Raw genomic sequence first — 20,755 nt, 5'->3', positions numbered from 1 at the left:
GTCTCGATCAATCTAAATCGACCAACATCGTGACGCCGTCGAGACCCGCGACATGGCCGACAAAGGCATCGCCGCGAACCTCGAAATTCTTGAACTGATCGAAGCTGGCGCAGGCCGGCGACAACATCACCGCGGACGGCGTCGTATCGGCTCCTGCATCCGCCGCTGCGTGCGCGACCGCCTTTTCGAGCGTGCCCGAAATCTCGTAGGGCACCGCCTCGCCAAGCGTCGCCGCGAATGCCGGCGCGGCTTCTCCGATCAGATAGGCCTTGACGATACGCGGGAAGAGTGGAGCGAGGCTGACTATGCCGCCCTCCTTCGGCAGGCCGCCGGCAATCCAGTAGATCCGATCGTAGCTGGAGAGCGCCGGCGCTGCCGCATCCGCGTTGGTCGCCTTCGAATCGTTGACGAACACGACCTGGCCCCGGCGGCCGACCGGCTGCATCCGATGCTTCAGACCGGGGAAGGATTTCAGTCCCGCCCGGATCTCGTCCCGCGACACGCCGACCGCGAGGCACGCGGCGATGGCCGCCGCCGCGTTCTGGGCGTTGTGGCTGCCCTTGAGCGTCTGGATGCCGTCGAGATCGACGAGCAGCGACGTCGCGCCGCCATGCGCCTCGATGATCCGGCTGCCTTCGGCATAAAGACCGTCGGCAACGACGACCCGCTTGGAAATCCGCTTGACCGCGACGCCGGCCCGCTCGATGCGGTCGGCAATCAGGGCGCAGAACGAATCGTCGACGCCGATCACGGCCGTGCCGCTACCGGCAACCAGCCGTTCCTTGACGTCGGCATAATGCTGCATGGTGCCGTGGCGGTCGAGATGATCAGGCGTCAGGTTGAGCAGGATGCCGGCGGTCGGGTTGAGCGTCGGCGCCAGATCGATCTGGTAGGACGAGCATTCGACGACGAAATAACGCTCGGCCTTCGGCGGATCGAGCGTCAGGATGGCGGTGCCGATATTGCCGCCGAGCTGGGTATCGCGGCCGCTCGACGTGAGGATATGGGCGATCAGCGCCGTGGTCGTCGACTTGCCGTTGGTGCCGGTAATCGCGATGAACGGGCAATCCGGCGCATGCGCCCGGCGCTCGCGCACGAAAAGCTCGACATCGCCGATGATCTCGACGCCGGCGGACCGGGCAAGGTCAACGCTCCAATGGGGCTTAGGATGAGTGAGCGGCACGCCAGGCGACAGCACGAAGGCGGCTTGTGCCGACCAGTCGATGCCGCGCAGATCGGCGGTCGCGATCCCCTCGGCCGTCGCCTTGGCAACGCTGTCGGGATTGTCGTCCCAGGCGACCACCTTCGCGCCGCCGGCAACCAGGGCCCTGGCCGTGGCCAGTCCCGAGCCGCCGAGGCCGAACAACGCGACCGGCTTGTCCTTGAATGTGGTGACCGCGATCATCGCCGTGTCACCGCAGCTTGAGCGTCGAAAGGCCGAGCATGGCAAGGCCGACGGCGATGATCCAGAAGCGGATCACCACCTGGCTTTCCGTCCAGCCGAGTTTTTCGAAATGGTGGTGGATCGGCGCCATCAGGAAGACGCGCCGGCCGGTCATCTTGAAGAAGCCGACCTGGATGATCACCGACAGCGTCTCCATGACGAACAGGCCACCGACGATCGCCATAACGATCTCGTGCTTGGTGGCAACCGCGACCGAACCGATCAGGCCGCCGAGCGCCAGCGATCCGGTATCGCCCATGAAGATGGCGGCCGGCGGGGCGTTAAACCAGAGGAAGCCGAGGCCTGCGCCGATCACCGCGCCGAGGATGACGGCGAGCTCGCCGGTGCCGGGCACAAAATTGATCTGCAGGTATCCCGCAAACACCGCGTTGCCGGCGAGATAGGCGATGACGCCGAAGGAAGCCGCGGCGATCATGACCGGCACGATGGCAAGCCCGTCTAGGCCGTCCGTCAGGTTTACCGCATTGCCGGCAGCCACGATGACGAAACCGCCGAACAGCACGAAGAAGACGCCGAGATTGATGAACAGGTCCTTGAAGAAAGGGAAGGCGACCGAGGTGCCGAGCGTCGGATTGCTCGACTGGCCGGTGGCGAGCGCCACCCGCATCATGAAGAAGACCGCGATGCCGGCGATCACGAACTCGATGCCGAGTCGGGCCTTGCCGGAAAACCCCTTGTCGGTCTGCTTGGTGACCTTGAGATAGTCGTCATAGAAGCCGATCGCGCCGAAACCCAGCGTGACGAGGAGGGTCGCCACCACATAGACGTTCGAAAGGTCGGCCCAGAGCAGCGAGCCGCCGACGATGCCGGCGAGAATCATCAGCCCGCCCATGGTCGGCGTGCCGGCCTTCTTGAAATGGGTCTGCGGCCCGTCGGCGCGGATCGGCTGTCCCTTGCCCTGGCGCAGGCGCAGCGATGCGATGATCATCGGCCCGAACAGGAAGACGATCAGCGCAGACGTAAAGAGCGCAGCACCCGTCCTGAAGGTGATGTACCGGAACAGGTTGAAAAATTGGACTTTGTCCGCCAGTTCCACAAGCCAGATCAGCATTCAGCGCCCTTTCTAGAAGCCGCGTCTCAATTAGTGGCGTTCCGTGTCGGAGAATGCCGGGTAGTTGTCAATAAGCGCGGCCACGATCTTGCCGAAACCGATGCCAAGCGAAGATTTCACCATCACCACGTCGCCAGGGATCACCGAGCGCACCACAAAATCGGCGAGATCCGCGGTTTTTTCGTAATATTGCACGTCGACGGTGTCGGGCAGCGCGTCGCGCAGCGCTACCATTTCCGCACCCGCCAGCCAGACATGCTCGATACCGGCGGCGAGCAGCGGACCTGCCAGCTCCTCGTGCACCTTCGCGGAAAACTCGCCCATTTCGAGCATGTCGCCGAGGACCGCGATCCGCCGGCCGGTCAGTTCCGGCGTCGCCGCCGCCAGAAGCGCGATCCCCGCCCGCATCGAGGCAGGGTTGGCGTTGTAGCTCTCGTCGATGAGGGTCAGATGGCCTTCGCCAATGCCGAGGCGGTGGCGCTCGCCCCTGCCCTTGACCGGCTTCAGCCCCGCGAGCGCCGCCATTGCACCGGCCATGTCCGCGCCGACCAGCAGGCAGGCGCCGAGGACTGCCATGGCGTTCTCGGCGATATGGCGGCCGGGAGCACCGATATGGACTTCCGAGGTCTCGCCGTTCAGCACCGCCCAGACGACCGAGTTTTCCCCGTTGCCTTCGAAATCCGCCAGCCGGAAATCCGCCTTGGCGTGCTGGCCGAAGGTGTGGACGTGCGAGACGCCTGCCTCCTGCGCCTTTTTCTGCAGGAAGCCGAACTGCTTGATGTCGCGGTTGAGGATCGCCGAACCGCCCGACTCAAGGCCTTCGAAGATCTCGGCCTTGGCGGCTGCAATCTCCTCGAGGTTCTTGAAATGGCCGAGATGGGCGGCGGCGATCGTGGTTATGATCGCCACATGCGGGCGCACCATCTTGACCAGGGGGCGGATTTCGTCGAGATGGTTCATGCCGATCTCGAAGACCCCGAAATCGGTATCAGCCGGCATGCGGGCGAGTGTCAGCGGCACGCCCCAGTGATTGTTGAAGGACGCGACGGCGGCATGCACCTTTCCGGAAGGCGCAAGCGCGTGGCGCAGCATCTCCTTGGTGGTGGTCTTGCCGACCGAACCGGTCACGGCGACGATACAGGCCCTGCTGCGGTCGCGTGCCGCGAGCGCCAATTTGCCAAGAGCGGCGAGAACGTCCTCCACCACGATCATCGGCACCGTCAATTTGCCGAGCGCAGGCAGTTTCGCCTCGTTGACGACGATCAGCGTCGCACCGTTGGCAACCGCGAGACTTGCATAGTCATGACCGTCGACGCGATCGCCCTTGATAGCGAAAAAAGCCTCGTCCTGGCCGATGGAACGGCTGTCGATCGAGATGCCGGTGATGCCCGCCGGAAGCGCACCGATCGGCCGGCCGCCCATGGCAGACGTCAAATCCTCGGAGGTCCATAGCCAGCTCACGATTTCATCTCCTCCAGTGCCTTGCGGACTTCGACGTGATCGGAAAACGGCAGGACCGTCGTGCCGATCGTCTGGCCGTGTTCATGGCCCTTGCCCGCGACGATCAGCGTATCGCCGGCCCGCAGCATATTGACTGCCTGGCGGATCGCCTTGGCCCGGTCGCCGATCTCGATTGCGCCCGGAGCCGCCGCCATGATCTCGGAACGGATCACCTCGGGAACCTCGGAACGCGGATTGTCGTCGGTGACGATGACGATATCGGCAAGCCGCGTCGCCACGTCACCCATGATCGGCCGCTTGCCCTTGTCGCGGTCGCCGCCGCAGCCGAACACCACGATGACCCGCCCGGTCGTGAACGGGCGCACGGAGGTCAGCACGTTTTCCAGCGCGTCCGGCTTGTGGGCATAATCCACATAGGCGAGCGCGCCGGCTTTTGTCTGGCCGATCAGCTCGAGACGACCCGAGGCGCCCACCAGCTTTTCGAGCGCGGCCATGGCAACGGCAGCCGGAACCCCGGTCGACATCGCAAGTCCTGCCGCGACCAGCGCGTTCGCCACCTGGAAATCACCGGCAAGCGGAATATCGACTTCAAAAATCTGGTCGCCGATGTGGATCTCGGCCATCTGCTTGTGCCGGAAATGCTCGACGCGCTTGAGGCACAGATAATCGCCCTTTCGGCCGACGGTGCGGACTTCGAGATCGGCAACCGTCGCCACTCGTATCGCCTCTTCCGACCAGGCGTCGTCGGCGAAGATGACGGCCGGCGAGCCTTTCGGCATCAGCGTATCGAAGAGCCGCATCTTGGTGGCCATGTAGCTTTCGATCGTCGGATGGTAGTCCATGTGGTCACGGCCGAGATTGGTGAAGCCGGCGGCGGAAAGACGCACGCCGTCGATCCGGCTCTGGTCGAGGCCATGGCTGGAAGCCTCCATGGCGGCATGGGTAACGCCTTCGGCAGCCAGTTCCGCCAGCAGCTGCTGCAAGTCGACCGGATCCGGCGTGGTCAGCGTTCCGTAGTCGTTGCGGGTGGGCGAGACGACGCCGGTCGTGCCGATCTGTGCCGCGGCATGGCCGGCATGCGCCCAGATCTGGCGGGTGAACGAGGCAACGGAGGTCTTGCCGGCGGTGCCGGTGACGGCAACCATGGTTTCCGGCTGCGCATGGTAGAAACGGGCGGCCGCCAGTGCCAGGAGCCGGCGCGGATTGGAGACGGCAAGAACCGGAATGCCCGCTTCCGCCGAATGCCCTGCAATCGCCGCGGCCGCGCCGCGGGCGGCGGCATCGCCGATATAGCTCGAACCGTCCGCCTTGGTGCCTGCGAGTGCCGCAAAGAGCATGCCCGGGGTTACCTTCCGGCTGTCGGAAGTAAGCCCGGTCACCTCGAGATCGCCTGCAGGCCCGGCCATCAGGTCGGCTATTTCCGGGAAATCCTGTCCGGCGAGTTCTCGCAATTTCATCGGTTGATCGTCCATTCTGAGCGTCGTCCCCTCGAATCGTCCGCTCAAGTTGTTATCGCTCAATAAGACACAAGCAGGGCAGAACCGTCATTGCCGAATTTCGGCTTCACACCCAGAATCGGCGCGGCGCGGGTGATGATCTCCTTGACCATCGGAGCGGCGGACGTCGCGGCAAGAGCCGCGCCGTTGCCCTTGTCGGTCTTGGGTTCGTCGCAGAACGTCAAGACGACGTATTGCGGATTGTCCATCGGGAAGGCCGCGAGGAAGGCGTTGAAGTTCTTGTCATGGGCGTAACGTCCGTTGACGACCTTGTCCGCCGTACCCGTCTTGCCGCCGACGTTGAAGCCCGCGACGCGGGCATTCCGGCCCGATCCGTTGGCGCCGTTCCATTCGAACAGGAAGCGCATGTCCTTGCTGGTCGAGGGCTTGAGCACCTGGGTCGCAATCTTGTCGGCTTCTGCTCGGTTGCGCGGCAGAAAGGTCGGCGGGATGTATTTTCCGCCGTTGACGAGCGCTGCACCGGCAACCGCCGTCTGCAACGGCGTCGTCGAGACACCGTGGCCGAAGGAAATGGTGACCGAATTGATCTTCTTCCATTCGCGCGGCTGGCTCGGAGAGGCGACTTCCGGAAGCTCCGTCCGCATTTTGGTCAGCAGGCCGAGCTTGGTCAGGAAATCCTTGTGGCCTTCGATGCCGACCGTATCGGCAATCTTGGCGGTGCCGATGTTGGACGAATATTGGAAGATTTCCGGCACGCTCAGCACGCGCCCCTTACCGTGGAAATCCTTGATCGTGAAGCCGCCGATGCGGATCGGGAACCGGGCGTCGAACGTGCTCTGAAGGTTCACCTTGCCGGAGTCGAGACCCATGGCGATGGTGAAGGACTTGAAGGTCGAGCCCATTTCGAACGTGCCATTCGACATGCGGTTGAACCAACCCTCCTCGCCGCCTTCGGCCGGGTTGTTGGGATCGAAATCGGGCGCGGACGCCATGGCGACGATTTCGCCGGTATGGACATCGAGAACGACCGCGCCGGCGCCGATCGACCGGTACTTGCTGATCGCCTCGGACACGACGTCGCGGACGATTGACTGGACACGCAGGTCGATGGACAGTTTGACCGGCTCCAGCGGCTGGCTGGAAGTCATGCCGACGGCCGCGAGATCGGCAAGCCCCTGATTGTCGACGTAACGCTCCATGCCGGCAACGCCGCGGTTGTCGATATTGACATAACCGACCACATGCGCGGCGGTCGGGCCGCCCGGATAGAAACGGCGTTTCTCGGGCCGAAAACCGATGCCCGGAATGCCGAGCGCCAGGATCTGGCTCTGCTGCTTCGGCGTCAACTGGCGGCGCAGCCACTGGAAACGCGAGTTCGAGGTCAGCTTCGAATAGGTGCCCTTGACGTCGAGGTCGTTCAGAACCGTCGAGAGCTTCTCGATCACCTCGTCGGCATCGACGATCTTGTTGGGTTCGGCAAACAGCGAAACGGTGCGGATGTCGGTCGCCAGAACCGCGCCGTTGCGGTCGACGAGATCGGGGCGCGACGCCAGAAGGCGGTCCGCCGGCAGGATGCTCGATGTCGTCAGCGGCTGCGCGACTCCATATTGCATCAGCCGGCCGCCGACGACGCAGTAGAAGACCGTGAAACCGGCGATCAGCAGGCCGACGCGGTTTTTCGCCTGGGCAGACTTGCGCTTGCGGGTCCCCTCGAAGGAGGCCTTCTCGGAGCCGCGGCCACGGCTGCCGGAGGAGAAATGCGCGCGGCTCTTGACGATCATGATGCGGGACAGGAAAGACATCAGCGTTTCACCGATCCTGTGGAAATGACTTCGATGGGACCGCGCCGCTGCGGCACGGGAATTTTGGCGGCGGGCTTGGCCTTGGCGGCAGCAACCCCCTTCAGCGCGGCGGCAACCTCGCTGTTCTTGCCGGCGATGATGTCCTCGATCGTGGTCTCCGGCTGCGGAAGCCGGGCCTTGGGCATCGGCAGTTCCTTCGGCATCGCAAGCTGCGTCGTCTCCGTGGGAGCCAATGCCAGCTCGGAACTGTAGACGTTGATCAGCCGGTGCAGGCGGTTCGGCTGGGTCAGCAGAGCCCAGTCCGCCTTCAGGAGATCGATCGTGTCTTTCTCCAGCTTGATTTCCGATTCGAGCCGGCGAACTTCGCTGAGTTTTTCATCGGCGCGGTGCTTGATCGAATAGGTGACGACGGCCGCTGCCGTCATCACGCCGATCAGGACAAGATCGAAGCTACGCAGCATGTATCAGGCTCCCATCTTTGCAAGGCTGGCGAGATCGGGCAGATCGAAAATGGAGATGTCGGCTGACCGTGGCGGAGCTTCCGTCCTGACCCCGGCGCGAAGCTTGGCGGAACGGGCGCGCGGATTGAGTTCCGCCTCCTCATCGCTCGCCGAGATCATCGACTTGCCGATCGGCTCGAAAATCGCAGGCTTGGCCTCGACCATCGGCAGGTGGCGCGAGCCGGAGGCCTTGCCGGAACGATCGGCGAAGAACTGCTTGACGATCCGGTCTTCCAGCGAATGGAAGGTGACGACGACCAGCCGGCCGCCGGGCTTCAGGGCCCGCTCGGCGGCAAACAGCGCCTGAGCAAGCTCGCCGAGTTCGTCGTTGACGAAGACACGCAGCGCCTGGAAGACGCGGGTCGCCGGATGGATTTTGTCCTTGGCCTTGCGCGGATTGACCGTCTCGATGAGGTTGGCGAGTTCGCGCGTCGTGGTGAAGGGTTCAGTCAGGCGACGCTTCTCGATGGCGCGGGCGATACGGCCCGAGTGCTTTTCCTCACCGAGGAAACCGAAGATGCGGGTGAGATCGCCGACCTTGGCGCGATTGACGACATCCGCTGCGGAGACGCCGCTCGCCGACATGCGCATGTCGAGCGGTCCGTTGCGCTGGAAGGAAAAGCCGCGATCAGCCTCGTCGATCTGCATCGAGGAGACGCCGATATCGAGCACGACGCCATCGAGCCCGCCTTCCGGCGCGTGGTCGGCAAGACTGGAGAACTGCGATTGAATGAGGTGGAGGCGGCCTTTATGGGCATCGGCAAGCGCCTTGCCGGCGGCAATCGCATTCGGGTCGCGATCGAGCGCGATCACTTCGGCTTCGGCGGCAAGAATGGCGGATGTATAACCGCCCGCCCCGAACGTACCGTCGAGAATGACCTTGCCGGCCCGAGGCTCGAGTGCCTCCAGAACTTCTTTTAGAAGAACCGGAATGTGACGAACCGGTCCGCCTTCGGGCTCGGTTGTTCCGTCGCCTGGATTCGCCGCCATTCCGTTCCCCTGTCTTACGCGGGACGCGAACCGAAGCGCCCCTCTCTCGCCGCCGCCTGCGCCTCGTAGAACGCCTGCGGCTGCCAAAGTTGAAAATGATCCGAGCGCCCAACGAAGGTAACATCCGAGCCGATTCCCGTGAAGTCGCGGATGAAATCCGTAACCATCAGCCGGCCCTCCGCATCGAGCCTCATGAAGACGCCGCCACCGTGTACGAGCAGCGACATCCGGTTCGCTTCCGGCGAAAACGGATCGGCGGAAGCGATCTGCCGCTCGTAACGATCGAGCAGATCCGGCCCGCCGACGCTGATCGCCGGATAGATGAAATCCTGGAGACAATAAAGCTCCCGGATCCCGCGCTCCGAAAGAACCGAACGAAAACTCGCCGGAACGGAGACCCGCCCCTTCGCATCGATCCTGTTCGTCGCATTCGACAGGAAGCGGCTCATCACGCCAAACATCCGCTCCGTTATGGTTCAGGACGGAAGCCCGTCCACCCGTTGACACAACACCAAACACAGCTTCGCCGCCCGGATGGGCGGATAACCGCCCGGCCGTAGGACGACCGAAACTCAGGGGTTGGCGGGCGCTCATTCGCCCTTGTGCAGTGCGATTTTGGGATACCATGGGACCATATGGGCGTCAATGGGAGAAGCCCCGCTAGCCACTCCCAGATGGGATTTATTTATAAGCTGTTAAGTTTAACAAAGGGTTATCGGAGGGAGTGAAGAAACCGCCTCGGCAGTGTCCGACAAGTGAACTGTGGACACTTGTTAAGCGCCGACAAACAAAGGAGCTTTCGAAACTCCTGATATAAACGCTGCACCGCAAAAAGCGGCCGCAGGACGTCTCTCCTTGCCAAAGGCGCAGACAGAATCGCGACGGCGAGAGGAGGTAAACGCCAGTTGGCCTGTAAGCCGGGTTCTGTATGGCCCCGGTGCAAGCACCGGAACGTGGCAGCCATTCATCTGGGACGACATTTGCATGTCGCCTCACGCAACCCACCCGGATGACTGGCCCGGAAACAGGCTGTAGCCACGCTTTCACGCGGCCCGTGTCATCCCTATTCGGTCTTGCTCCCGGTGGGGTTTACCTTGCCGCCGCTGTTACCAGAAGCGCGGTGGGCTCTTACCCCACCCTTTCACCCTTACCCCGCCAGCTCTGCCGCTTTGTTTAAAGCGGTACAGCAAGCGGGGCGGTTTCCTTTCTGTGGCACTTTCCCTAGGGTCGCCCCCGCCGGACGTTATCCGGCACCGTGTTTCCGTGGAGCCCGGACTTTCCTCACCTTACCGCCTTTCGGCATTGGTAAAGCGCGGCTGCCCGGCCAACTGGCAGGCGGTCCATAACCGAGATGGAGAGCGAAAGCCATAGGCGAGAAGCAATCAGGCCGGAGATAATCGGCTTAGAGATAATCCGCCCGGAAATCCGTCGAATAGGCTTCGTCCCGGATTTTCCCATGAAAGATCAGCTCGGCGCCGAGCCGGCCGATCTCGTCGGAACTCTTGGCCGCCGCCCCGCAGCCGCCGCTGAGGATGCCGATTCGGGAGGCTTGCGTCATGGCGATTGCCGGATATCCGGTTGGCGTGAACGAGGTGACGCAGGCCGCCATCGACGAGCGCGAGAGATCGAGTTCCGGCATCAGCCGTGTCATGATCTCGGCAAGCCGCGCCCTGGTGCTTTCCCGTCCGCCCGAGCGGAACCAAGCGCGGATGTCCGGCTCGGTCGGCAGCAGCAGATCATCCGGATCGCCGCCGATCTTCAGATAGATCCTGCCATCGGGATACCGCACCGGCGGAAGGAGATAGATGCCGTCCTCGCCCTCGCCCCATTTCCAGATCAGCGAAGGCACCCTGCCCGAGATGTCCATGGCGGCCTCATCGACCTCGAAGAAGGCGACAGTGCGGGCATAAACGCTCAGGTCGAGGCGTGCGCCGAGCAGCCGTTCGTTGATCGAAAAACCTCCGGCTGCGACCAGCACTTTTTCGGCAACATAGCTGTTGCCCTCGCTGGTCGTGACGGTGACCTGATCGCCATCCTGTCGCACCGAGGAAACCGTTTCGGGAATAATTGCCGTGCCCTGGCGTTCGGCGATCAGAGCCTGGGCCTTCACCAACCGGCGCGGATTGATGTGCCCGGCATTCCTGGGCTCCCAGACACCCTCGCTCGCCTGCGGGAACGAGAAGAAACCGAACCGATCGGCAAGATCGAGATCCGACAGCGTCTCGGTCGAAACGCCGAGCTTATCTGCCGCATCGAGGACGTTCGCGACATAGGAAGGTCCCTCGCCCCGCTTCGGCCCGACCAGCAAGCAGCCCGATTCGGTATAGAAATCCAAGCCGCTTTCGCGGGCGATCTCGCCGTAACGTTCGATCGAACGGTTGGCGAGGCGCGCCCACACGGGATCGGGATCGATCGTCCGGGTGATGCGCGCCTCGTCGTAGTGGCTGGCAAAGACGCCTTCATGGCGCCCGTAGTCCGCCGGCTCACCGGGACCGACCAACGCAATACCGTCGGTCCATTTCGAGAGGTAGCGGGCAGCCGCAGCGCCCATCATGCCCCTCCCGATCACGATAAATCTGAACCGTTCCGTCATGCCCTCGCCTTTCGATTCCACCGGCCGAAATGTCTTCTGTCAGAAGCACTTCTAGCCGTTTTCGGAATCAAAATGCCACAGGCGAAAGCGACGCAGTCTGTTCGGCCGTCTGCTCGGCGGTCTCGATCACCGCTTGCACCCGATTACAATAGCGCTTGGAAACCGGGTTCATGCGCTTGGCGCCGTGGCCGGCATTGTATTTGAGGATGGTGCCGCAGATCTTGCCGCCGCCGAGTTCATGCGCGCCGGCCAGGTATTTCATACCGTAGCGGATATTGGTCTCGGGATCGTAGAGGCCGTAGTCCGGCCCGTGGTAACCCATCAGCCTCGCCGTCGCCGGCTTGATCTGCATCAGCCCGATCTCGCCGGCACTGCCCTTGACAGTCGGGCGGAAGTTGCTCTCGATCTGCACCACCGCCAGCGCAAGCTCTTCCGGAACATCGTATTCGTCCGCATATTTCGCGATCAGCTGGGTGTAATGAAGCTGCCGAACCAGGCGCCTGGCTTCGTCGGTGGGCGCGGCAAAACCGGTTTCGCGCGTTTCCCATGGAATGATGAGCGGCTTGGTATAGGTGGTGACGGCGTCGTCCTCAGCACGCACGAGTTCGGTTCCCGCGACCAGCATGGCAAGGCCCGCCGCGGCAGCAACAATCATAATATTCATGTAGGTGAAGTGTCTCCGGACCAACAGGAACCGCGGGTGTCGTTACGCAAACACCCTCTCAGCGCGTCGCCGGATTGACGGCGCGATGTTTTCACGAATCCTGGTCGTTTATCTCTGCAACCCCCGTCCAACATGGCGGCTGCCGTTAGCGGGTCCTTTAGACCGGGCTAATAAGGAGATGATGTGGCACTGCAAAATTTTGCGATTTCGACGCGGTCCCGAACGACCGGTGCGGCGCCCGCATTAATTGAATTTTGGCAAGGACTTGAGCAGCCGATGAAGCGTGTCGATCGTCGAAAAATCGGCGATCCCGTCGACCAACTGCGGCCTAAAATGACGCTGGAACGCTTCGACCACGCCCTTCGTGCGCTCGCAGAAAGTGCCCGTGATTTCAATTCCGTAGCCATAAAGCGACAGCATCGACTGCAATGCCTCGATAGGCTGGCCGCTCTCGCCGAACTGGAAAAACCGTCCGCCGCGGATTTGCGCTGGATCGATCCAATGACCTATCCCGTCAAGGTACAACTTTTCCCAAGGGAAATTTTCGCCCGGATCGACCTTGCGGATAGGGGCGACATCGGAATGTCCAAGCACTCTTTCCGGTCGGATTTGCCACCTTTGGCCGCAATCGCGACACAATTCGACGACGGCTTGGATCTGCGCGGACGGATAGTCCGGCAGGCCACCGGGATGGCCTGGATTGGCGATCTCGATGCCGATCGAACAGGAATTGATGTCGGTCTCGCCGGCCCAGGAGCTCTTGCCGGCGTGCCAGGCACGGCGATCCTCCGGCACAAGCTGCACCACGCCCCCGTCCTCGTGGACGAAATAGTGGCTCGAGACCTGGCTCTCCTCGTTGCAGAGCCAGGAAAGCGCCTGGTCGCCGATCGGCATGCCTGTGTAATGAAGGATAATCATGTCGGGCCTGCGCCCGCCGGCGCGCTCGCCGTGATTGGGGGAAGGCCTTACCGTCGCGCCGGCATAGTCGGCGTAAAACGGCATCATGCGGCGCGGCGCTCTTTCTCGATCGCCGCATAGGCGGCATTGAGCGCGGCCATGCGCTCATTGGCAGCGGCATGCAGCGAAGCCGGAACGCCGCGGGCGATCAGACGGTCCGGGTGATGTTCGGACACCAGCGAGCGGTACTGCTTGCGGATCTTTGCGAAATCGTCTTCCGGCGAAACGCCGAGCACAAGATAGGGGTCTCGTCCGTCGAGATGCACGTGTCGCGCCATGATGCGGCGGAAATGCCCCTCGTCGATACGGAAGATTTCGGCGATACGGAAAAGGAAGGCAAGCTCCGCCTCGTGCACCAGGCCGTCCGCCTTGGCGATGTGGAACAGCCCGTCGACGACGTTTTCCAGCATCGGGCAATTTGCAGCCTTGCCCGCGCCCGGGCTGCACAAGCCGGCGAGCTTCGTCGCATAGGCTTCGTAGCCCGCGACATCCTGGCGCGCGAGGTTATAGAGGCGCGCGACGTTGCGGGCTTCCTCGTCGGGAAAATCGAATATCTGCTGAAAGGCCTTGACCTCGGCCTCGCTGACGATACCGTCAGCCTTCGCCATCTTGGCCGACAGCGCGATGATTGCGACCGAGAAAGACACCTGCCGGCGTGTTTCCGGATCACCCTCGAACGTCGTGCGGATCACCTCGATGACACGGCCGAGCGCGTTCCCGGCCGCGTCGCCCATGGCGCCGAGAAGCCGTTCCCAAAGGGAGGAAAAGTGAAGGCAGGCAAAATCCCAGATCATGAGCGCAGTGGACCAGATTATAATTGGGATTGCAAGGCGACCAACGGTCCGTCTTAGATTAAACTATGTTCATGTTTTCCGAACAATCACCGGCGCTCACAGACAGGTGACCCTGCACTTCGGGACAATTGGAAAGCCTCCAAAACTCTTTTTCCACAGGCGGGACGAAGGGGCTGCGGCAGTTGAATCGATTATATTAGGCTCTCCTGCACCGAGAAGTCGAAGCTGCGGTTTTTCTTGAGAAATTCACTTTACAGGGGCCTGTCTCTGTCGCATCCATTCCAGCGGTTTTGAACTGTACGCGAGCATGCGCGTCAAGGAGGATCGATGGCCAAACAGAAAGTAGCAATGCTGACCGCAGGGGGCCTCGCGCCTTGCCTGTCTTCCGCCGTCGGCGGCCTGATTGAGCGCTACAACGACGTCGCGCCGGATATCGAGATGGTCGCCTACCGTTCCGGTTATCAGGGCGTTCTGCTCGGCGACCGCATCGAAATCACCAATGACATGCGCGAAAAGGCCCATCTGCTGCACCGCTACGGCGGCTCGCCGATCGGCAATAGCCGCGTCAAGCTCACCAATGCCGCAGACTGCGTCAAGCGCGGCCTCGTCAAGGAAGGGGAGAACCCGCTTCGCGTTGCCGCCGAGCGGTTGGCGGCCGATGGGATCACCATCCTCCACACGATCGGCGGCGACGACACCAACACGACGGCCGCCGACCTCGCAGCCTATCTCGGCGCCAATGGCTACGACCTGACCGTCGTCGGCCTGCCGAAGACCGTCGACAACGATATCGTGCCGATCCGCCAGTCGCTCGGCGCCTGGACGGCTGCCGAAGTCGGCGCCTCTTTCTTCGACAACGTTTCGAACGAGCAGAGTGCCGCTCCTCGCACATTTGTGATTCACGAAGTGATGGGACGTCACTGCGGCTGGCTTACCGCCGCGACTGCACGGGCCTATATTCAGAAGACCAAAGGCAACGAATATGTCGAGGGCTTCATGATGAACAGCGCGATGAAGAACATCGACGGTGTCTACCTGCCGGAGATGGCCTTCGACCTCGAAAAGGAGGCCGCACGCCTCAAGGACGTCATGGACAAGCGCGGTTTCGTAACCTTGTTCGTGTCGGAAGGTGCCGGTCTCGATACGATCGTCGCCGAACGGGAAGCGGCAGGCGAATCGATCAAGCGCGACGCGTTCGGCCATGTTAAGATTGACACGATCAATGTCGGCGGCTGGTTCCAGAAGCAGTTCGCGGCGCTGATCGGCGCCGATCGCTCCATGGTGCAGAAATCCGGCTACTTCGCCCGCTCGGCGCCGGCAAACGGCCAGGACCTGCGGCTCATCCAGGGCATGGTCGATCTCGCCGTCGAAAGCGCATTGAACAAGGTCTCAGGCGTTACCGGCCACGACGAGGACCAGGGCGGAAAACTGCGCACGATCGAATTTCCCAGAATCAAGGGTGGAAAACATTTCGATCTGACGGCAAAATGGTTCGGCGAAGTGATGGACCATATCGGCCAGCCCTTCGAAACGGCTTGAGACAAGAAAACTAGCGGGCGCCGCTCACGGGCGTCCGGGAGGAAATGGAATGACGGCTGACATCTGGCTCGCTTTTGCTGCGACCGCGATCTTTCTCGCCCTCCTTCCGAGCCCTATCGCTTGTCTGACTGCCAGTTTCTCTCTCCAGCGCGGTCGCCGCACGGCGATCGCAACGGTCCCGGGGCTTGCCGTGGGAATGTCGGCGGCCCTGATCGTGGCGATGGTCCCCATGGCCCTGATCGCCGTCTACCTTCCCAAGCTCATCGACGTGATCTCCTGGGCAGGGCTCGGCTATCTGATGCTCTATGTGATCTGGTCCTACCAGGATCCGCGAATCTCCGGCCCGATTGCCGATAACGACAATCTTCCCGAATGTCGGGCAGCGCGAATCTTCGGATGCCTGTTCGGCAAATCCGCCTTCCGGGCGCGTTATGCCGTCGTCCTTGCAGCTGTGCTCGCCCAGTTCGTCGATCCCGACCGCTCTCTCCTGCCCCAGTTTCTCGAAATGCAGGCGACTTTCCTTGTCTGCGCTGCGCTTGGAGCCGGTATTCACGTGCTTTTTCCGCGCCGTGTACTCAACCGCCGGCGGCGGCCCGCCAACTTCAACTCCGCCTCACGCAAGCCCCAGACGCGCTTCATTTCGCGGCGCGCGGTCACAGCCGGCTATCGCCGGATCGCCGCCTGACGCTCGCCATCTTGTCGGACGCTGCCCAATAGGTTAATCAAAACACTCTTTTGGTGGCGTTTGGGCGGACTGGGGTAACCATTTTTCATGAAAGCGACCCAATGGCGATAATCCGATTCCTCGGCCGCGGGACGGTTGTGGCGTGCGCCGTTTCTTCGGTTCTGGCCGGATGTTCGAGTGTCGAGCGCGAGCAGAAGCTTGCAACGACACAGACGGTTGCCCCGACCAGCGGCCAGGCGACCGGACCTGCCCAGACGGCCTCCGCAGATGGCCAGACGACTATCCAGTACAGATCCGATCTCCCGTTAAACGGACAGGCTCAGACTGCAGGCCAGATGACCCCTCCGGGAGTTCAGGTCGCCTCGGTCGCCCAGACGGTCGGCACGCAGCCGACCGTGGCGCTCGCCAAGACCGCAAGACTTCCCGTTCCGGTGCCCGTCGCCGCCGATGCGATGTCCGTTCAGTCCGCCGCAATGGCATCGCCCATCATGGCGCCGCTCGTCGCTTTCGCCCCCGCGCCCGGGCCAGCGATGATGCCGCCGCCCGTTGCTCCGACCACATCGACAATTCTCGCGTCGGCCCAGCCGGCGAACCTTGCCACACCAAAGGGCGGACGCCTCGTGTCGCCGCCGATCGCACCAGCGGTCAGCGAAGGCAAGATCCAGCCGGCGGCAGCTTCGGCGATCGCGCTGGACGAACGGGAACTGACACCGGACATGGTCGCGCTTCAGACCGTCGTGCCGACCCCTCGCCCGGACACTGCGACGCTTGCCTATGCAGCGCAGCCGCGAGCCGTTGCCGCCTTGTCCGCCATGGAATTCCCGCCGGCTCCCGGCGAGCCGATGCCGTCCACGGCCACCGGTGCGACGCCGGAGTTGAGCAAGCTCATCAAGCGTTATGCCGGCATGTACGGCGTGCCGGAATCGCTGGTGCATCGCGTCGTGCATCGGGAAAGCAAGTACGATCCCAAGGCCTATCACAAGAACGGCTACTGGGGTCTCATGCAGATCAAGTATTCAACCGCCAAGTCCATGGGCTACGAAGGCCCGCCGGCCGGCCTGCTCGATGCCGAGACCAATCTCAAATACGCGATCAAATATCTGCGCGGCGCCTGGCTTGTCGCCGACAACAGAAACGACAACGCCATCAAACTCTATGCGCGCGGCTATTATTACGACGCCAAACGCAAGAACATGCTGGACGTCCTGGAGAAGTAGCCGGGCTGAAAGTGCCTCGACTGAAAATGTTCAACGGCGCCTCAAGGCGCCGTTGTTGCTTTCACCACCTCGGCGACCAGCCGGGTCGGATCGTAACGGTTCCAGTTCGGCGTCAGCCCGAGCCGTACCACCACCAGATCGAGCGACGGGATGACCGTGATGGTCTGCCCATCATGCCCCTGCAGGAAAAACGCATCCGCCGGGATATCCGGATTATTCTTGCCCGGCAGCCACGTCTGCATTTTCGAATAACGGCCGTTCGACGTGGCGTTGGCCTGGTGCATCAGGGTGACGAAACCTTGCGGCAGGATCCGGCTGCCGTTCCACACACCGTCCCGCGCAAGCAGCAGCCCGATCCGGGCCCAGTCGCGCGCGGTCGCATACATATACGAACTGCCGACGAAGATGCCTGCCGCATCGGTCTCCATGACGGCGCTTTGCATGCCGAGCGGGCCGAACAGCGCGTTACGGGGATAGGACAACGCGGCAGTTCTGTCGCCGATCCGGTCCATCCAGATCTTGGAGAGCATCACGGCCGTGCCGGAAGAATAACCGAACCGCGTGCCGGGATCAGCCTCCAGCGGCTGGTCGGCCGCGAAATTCGCCATGTCCGGCTCGAGATAGAGCATGCGGGTGACATCGGCGACCGTGCCGTAATTCTCGTTGAAGGCAAGCCCGCTTTCCATGGCGGCGAGGTCGGCAATCCGGATATCGCCTCGCTGGTTGCCCTGCCATGGCGGGACAGACCCTTGTCGTCCAGCGAGAGCTTTCCGTCTCGAATGAGCGTGCCGAGGATCGCGGCGTTCACGGTCTTGGTCATCGACCAGCCGAGCAGCGGCGTATCCTTCGAAAAACCGATCGAATAGGTTTCGCCGACGATCCGTCCCCGCTTGACCACCACCACCGCCCGAAGGCCTGGACCGGCAAGACCCGTATCTGAAAGAAGCCGCGCAACCGACTGATCGGATTCGACTTTTCTGCCTTCCGGCCAAAGCGCGGATGGATCGACTGACGTAACGGCAGGCACCGAAACGCCGACGGCAACAGCCGGCGCCCCATCGGGGACGACGCCGCAGCCGAGCCCTTCGCGATAGACCGCGTCATTGCCGGCGAAAATGCCGAGCAGCGCCGCATGAACCCGCTTCTCCGTTCGATCGACGGAAACCCGCATCAATTTCAGAAGCGGGTGACCCGGAGCCTGCACGTCGACGGCGAGGACCTCGCTGCTGTCGCGGCCGGCAAGGAAGACGTTCGAGCAGACCATCTTGGCCGAATAGCCGCTTCCGACCCTCAGCAGTTCCGGCGGCGACGCATAGAGCCAGATCCCGAGCCCGACGAGGCCGACGACGATGACGCCGCAGAGGATTTTTACGAACCGCACCAACAACCGCATGCCTGCCTCCATTTCAAGGGCCGCATGCAATCAGGATTCTCGACACCAAGGAAGGGGGTGTTCGGCCGCGTGGGGCCGATCGGGGGACTGGCCACAGGCGGCGTCATCAATCTGTAGCATGACGGGTTTACACGCGCTGAAACTCTGGACAAAGCGGGACTCGACCATGGCGGATATTGCACAGGAAGCCGGTTTTCGGAAAAACCAGAAGCTGAAGGACGCCCTTCTGCAGCATAAAGCTCTGTCCCGGCAGGGTTTCTCAGAAAGGCTTTTCGGCCTCCTGTTCTCCGGTCTCGTCTATCCGCAGATCTGGGAAGACCCGGAAGTCGACATGACCGCCATGGAGCTTTCCGGCGAGCATTCGATCGTCACCATCGGTTCCGGCGGCTGCAATATGCTCGCCTATCTGTCCCGTTCGCCGAAGAAGATCGACGTCGTTGACCTCAACCCGCATCACGTCGCGCTGAACCGCCTGAAGCTCGCCGCGTTCCGCCACCTGCCCGGCCACGGCGATGTCGTGCGCCACTTCGGCATGGACGGCATCCGCACCAACAGCAAGAGCTACGACGCGTTCATCGCGCCGAACCTCGATGCCGCGACCCGCGCCTACTGGGACAAGCGTTCGCTCGCCGGCCGCCGCCGGATCGAAGTGTTCGACCGCAATATCTACAAGACCGGCCTGCTCGGCCGCTTCATCGGCGCCGGCCACCTGATCGCCCGCCTGCATGGCATCGACCTCACTCAAATGGCAGATGCCAAATCGTTGCGCGAACAGCGCCAGTTCTTCGACGACCGCATCGCTCCGCTGTTCGACAGGCCGCTGATCCGCTGGATCACCAGCCGCAAGAGTTCGCTGTTCGGCCTCGGCATTCCGCCGCAGCAATATGACGAGTTGGCGAGCCTTGCCTCCGACGGATCGATCGCGCCGGTCCTGCGCCAGCGCCTCGAAAAGCTCGCCTGCCATTTCCCGCTGCGCGACAACTATTTCGCCTGGCAGGCCTTTATGCGACGTTATCCGAAGCCGGAGGAAGGCACGCTGCCGACCTATCTCAAGGCTGAAAACTACCGCGCCATCCGCGACAATGCCGAGCGCGTCACGGTCCACCATGCCAGCTTCACGGAACTGCTGGCCCAGAAGTCCGCCGGCTCGGTCGATCGTTATATCTTGCTCGACGCCCAGGATTGGATGACGGACGAGCAATTGAACGACGTCTGGTCGGAAATCAGCCGCACGGCCGCGCCCGGCGCCCGTGTGATCTTCCGCACCGCCGCCGAAAAGAGCGTGCTCGACGGTCGCCTTTCCCCGGCCCTTCTCGACCAGTGGTCCTATCTGGAAGAACGCTCCAACGAACTCAACCTGGAAGACCGCTCGGCAATTTACGGCGGTTTCCACATCTATGTGAAAAAAGCCTGATGGCGACGGATATGGCGAGTAACTCCCTGCCGACTGGCCACGCCGAGCGCATGGACCGGATGTACCGGTATCAGCGCCATATCTACGACATCACCCGCAAATATTATCTTTTCGGCCGCGACCGGGCGATTGCGGGATTGAATCTCCCGCCGAATGCCTCGCTGCTCGAAGTCGGCTGTGGCACGGGCCGGAACCTTGCCCTCGCCCACCGGCAATATCCGGCGGCCAGGCTCTACGGCCTCGATATCTCCGCTGAGATGCTGGAAAGCGCCAGGGCCAATTTCCGCGGCAAGCCGATCATGCCGGAATTTCGTGTCGCCGATGCGACGAATTTCAAGGCGGAGGAATTCGGCGCGACCGGCTTCGACCGCATCCTGATCTCCTACGCGCTGTCGATGATTCCCGATTGGGAAAAGGCGATCGACGCCTCGCTTGCGGCGCTCGCACCACACGGTTCCCTGCATATCGTCGACTTCGGCCAGCAGGAACGGCTGCCAAGCTGGTTCGGGCGGTTCTTGAAGGCCTGGCTCATGCGTTTCCACGTCACGCCGCGGCCAAACCTGCACGAAGTGCTGGAAAGCAAGCTGACTGCGGCCGATGCCGACATGATCTTCGAGGAGATCGGCCGGGGTTATGCCTGGCATGCCGTCATCCGCCGCCGCGGCTGAAGCGTTAGGGCTCCCGCATCTCCGGCGTGAAATCCTCTTGCCCTAACCGATTTTTTACGACGTTATGGTGAATATGGAGTTCATGCCTCCCTGTGTTGCGTCGAA

General features: G+C 62.4%; 17 protein-coding genes, 1 other RNA gene and 1 pseudogene. 5 read left to right on the top strand and 14 right to left on the bottom strand.

What is annotated here, in order from left to right; translation table 11 throughout:
- Nucleotides 1-7 precede the first annotated feature (7 nt).
- From murD to C5J24_RS03495, 13 genes are all read right to left on the bottom strand, one after another.
- Nucleotides 8-1,405 carry a UDP-N-acetylmuramoyl-L-alanine--D-glutamate ligase gene (gene murD, locus C5J24_RS03555; protein ID WP_105415641.1) on the bottom strand — a complete coding sequence of 466 codons (1,398 nt, stop codon included), beginning with the start codon at nucleotides 1,403-1,405 and terminating at the stop codon, nucleotides 8-10.
- Between the two features lie 7 nt (nucleotides 1,406-1,412).
- Entirely contained in the window at nucleotides 1,413-2,516 is a 1,104-nt protein-coding gene (gene mraY / locus C5J24_RS03550; RefSeq protein ID WP_046633517.1) for a phospho-N-acetylmuramoyl-pentapeptide-transferase, read from the bottom strand.
- Nucleotides 2,517-2,546: 30 nt separating this feature from the next.
- Complete coding sequence (locus C5J24_RS03545; protein ID WP_105415639.1) at nucleotides 2,547-3,977, bottom strand: UDP-N-acetylmuramoylalanyl-D-glutamyl-2,6-diaminopimelate--D-alanyl-D-alanine ligase; 1,431 nt, start codon at nucleotides 3,975-3,977, stop codon at nucleotides 2,547-2,549.
- Nucleotides 3,974-5,434, bottom strand: coding sequence for a UDP-N-acetylmuramoyl-L-alanyl-D-glutamate--2,6-diaminopimelate ligase (locus C5J24_RS03540; RefSeq protein ID WP_105416615.1), 1,461 nt, complete (start codon nucleotides 5,432-5,434; stop codon nucleotides 3,974-3,976). The genes C5J24_RS03545 and C5J24_RS03540 overlap by 4 nt, the downstream gene beginning before the upstream one ends.
- Nucleotides 5,435-5,493: 59 nt before the next feature.
- Nucleotides 5,494-7,236 (bottom strand): penicillin-binding protein 2, encoded by a 1,743-nt coding sequence (locus C5J24_RS03535; protein ID WP_105415637.1) that lies wholly within the window; start codon nucleotides 7,234-7,236, stop codon nucleotides 5,494-5,496.
- On the bottom strand, nucleotides 7,236-7,697 hold the full coding sequence (locus tag C5J24_RS03530) for a hypothetical protein (protein WP_105400772.1): 462 nt from the start codon (nucleotides 7,695-7,697) through the stop codon (nucleotides 7,236-7,238). The genes C5J24_RS03535 and C5J24_RS03530 overlap by 1 nt, the downstream gene beginning before the upstream one ends.
- Before the next feature lie 3 nt (nucleotides 7,698-7,700).
- A complete protein-coding gene (gene rsmH / locus C5J24_RS03525) occupies nucleotides 7,701-8,726 on the bottom strand; it encodes a 16S rRNA (cytosine(1402)-N(4))-methyltransferase RsmH (RefSeq protein WP_105415635.1) in 1,026 nt (341 codons plus the stop codon).
- A gap of 14 nt (nucleotides 8,727-8,740) precedes the next feature.
- A complete protein-coding gene (gene mraZ / locus C5J24_RS03520) occupies nucleotides 8,741-9,175 on the bottom strand; it encodes a division/cell wall cluster transcriptional repressor MraZ (protein WP_245446544.1) in 435 nt (144 codons plus the stop codon).
- 448 nt (nucleotides 9,176-9,623) lie between these two features.
- An RNA gene (gene rnpB / locus C5J24_RS03515) (RNase P RNA component class A) lies at nucleotides 9,624-10,058 on the bottom strand.
- 70 nt (nucleotides 10,059-10,128) lie between these two features.
- Nucleotides 10,129-11,319 carry an FAD-binding oxidoreductase gene (locus C5J24_RS03510; protein WP_105416613.1) on the bottom strand — a complete coding sequence of 397 codons (1,191 nt, stop codon included), beginning with the start codon at nucleotides 11,317-11,319 and terminating at the stop codon, nucleotides 10,129-10,131.
- A gap of 67 nt (nucleotides 11,320-11,386) precedes the next feature.
- The gene (locus C5J24_RS03505) at nucleotides 11,387-11,983 is read right to left on the bottom strand and encodes a lytic transglycosylase domain-containing protein (protein WP_105415631.1); all 597 of its coding nucleotides are present in this window, start codon (nucleotides 11,981-11,983) and stop codon (nucleotides 11,387-11,389) included.
- 243 nt (nucleotides 11,984-12,226) lie between these two features.
- On the bottom strand, nucleotides 12,227-12,988 hold the full coding sequence (locus C5J24_RS03500) for an N-acetylmuramoyl-L-alanine amidase (protein WP_105415629.1): 762 nt from the start codon (nucleotides 12,986-12,988) through the stop codon (nucleotides 12,227-12,229).
- Nucleotides 12,985-13,734, bottom strand: a complete 750-nt coding sequence (locus C5J24_RS03495) for a DnaJ family molecular chaperone (RefSeq protein ID WP_172723835.1) — start codon at nucleotides 13,732-13,734, stop codon at nucleotides 12,985-12,987. Before C5J24_RS03495 ends, C5J24_RS03500 begins: the two co-directional genes overlap by 4 nt.
- Nucleotides 13,735-14,061: 327 nt before the next feature.
- On the opposite strand from C5J24_RS03495, the gene C5J24_RS03490 reads away from it, so the two are divergent.
- The 3 genes from C5J24_RS03490 to C5J24_RS03480 all read left to right on the top strand — a co-directional run bounded on the left by C5J24_RS03490 (nucleotide 14,062) and on the right by C5J24_RS03480 (nucleotide 17,175).
- Nucleotides 14,062-15,273, top strand: coding sequence for a pyrophosphate--fructose-6-phosphate 1-phosphotransferase (locus tag C5J24_RS03490; protein WP_105400767.1), 1,212 nt, complete (start codon nucleotides 14,062-14,064; stop codon nucleotides 15,271-15,273).
- A 49-nt stretch (nucleotides 15,274-15,322) separates the two neighbouring features.
- The gene (locus C5J24_RS03485) at nucleotides 15,323-15,958 is read left to right on the top strand and encodes a LysE family translocator (RefSeq protein WP_105415626.1); all 636 of its coding nucleotides are present in this window, start codon (nucleotides 15,323-15,325) and stop codon (nucleotides 15,956-15,958) included.
- A 101-nt stretch (nucleotides 15,959-16,059) separates the two neighbouring features.
- Nucleotides 16,060-17,175 carry a lytic transglycosylase domain-containing protein gene (locus C5J24_RS03480; protein ID WP_245446504.1) on the top strand — a complete coding sequence of 372 codons (1,116 nt, stop codon included), beginning with the start codon at nucleotides 16,060-16,062 and terminating at the stop codon, nucleotides 17,173-17,175.
- Between the two features lie 41 nt (nucleotides 17,176-17,216).
- Here C5J24_RS03480 and C5J24_RS03475 read toward each other — a convergent pair.
- A pseudogene (locus C5J24_RS03475) lies at nucleotides 17,217-18,568 on the bottom strand (serine hydrolase domain-containing protein).
- A 166-nt stretch (nucleotides 18,569-18,734) separates the two neighbouring features.
- Between C5J24_RS03475 and C5J24_RS03470 the strand changes: the two are divergent.
- Nucleotides 18,735-19,982, top strand: a complete 1,248-nt coding sequence (locus tag C5J24_RS03470; protein WP_105415624.1) for a DUF3419 family protein — start codon at nucleotides 18,735-18,737, stop codon at nucleotides 19,980-19,982.
- An 11-nt stretch (nucleotides 19,983-19,993) separates the two neighbouring features.
- Complete coding sequence (locus tag C5J24_RS03465) at nucleotides 19,994-20,650, top strand: class I SAM-dependent methyltransferase (protein WP_245446502.1); 657 nt, start codon at nucleotides 19,994-19,996, stop codon at nucleotides 20,648-20,650.
- Nucleotides 20,651-20,755: the final 105 nt, after the last annotated feature.

It is taken from the genome of Neorhizobium sp. T25_27, assembly GCF_002968565.1.
Classification (GTDB): Bacteria; Pseudomonadota; Alphaproteobacteria; order Rhizobiales; family Rhizobiaceae; genus Neorhizobium; species Neorhizobium tomejilense.
This window is presented reverse-complemented; position numbering and strand designations above follow the sequence as displayed.